The organism is Pseudoalteromonas sp. P1-16-1b (genome assembly GCF_001401785.1).
Lineage (GTDB): Bacteria > Pseudomonadota > Gammaproteobacteria > Enterobacterales > Alteromonadaceae > Pseudoalteromonas > Pseudoalteromonas undina.
Genome location: NZ_LKGQ01000083.1, coordinates 1 through 220, shown reverse-complemented (window position 1 = coordinate 220; position 220 = coordinate 1). Strand labels below are relative to the sequence as shown.

The window sequence follows — 220 nt, the reverse complement described above, 5'->3', positions numbered from 1 at the left end:
GTGCCGACTAACCGAGTCGAACGGTTGACCTACTGATTACAAGTCAGTTGCTCTACCAGCTGAGCTAAGTCGGCACACAAAACTGTGTGTGCTAAGGCACTTTATCAATTTTAAAGATTGATAACTTTTTGTAAATGGTGCCTCGACCCGGAATCGAACCAGGGACACGAGGATTTTCAATCCTCTGCTCTACCAACTGAGCTATCGAGGCACTTAAACA

Annotated in this window: 2 tRNA genes; both read right to left on the bottom strand. The window is 45.5% G+C overall.

Annotated elements, in window-relative coordinates:
- Position 1: 1 nt before the first annotated feature.
- Positions 2-74 (bottom strand) — tRNA-Thr (locus AN392_RS18305).
- A gap of 61 nt (positions 75-135) precedes the next feature.
- Positions 136-211: transfer RNA gene (locus AN392_RS18300), tRNA-Phe, on the bottom strand.
- Positions 212-220: the final 9 nt, after the last annotated feature.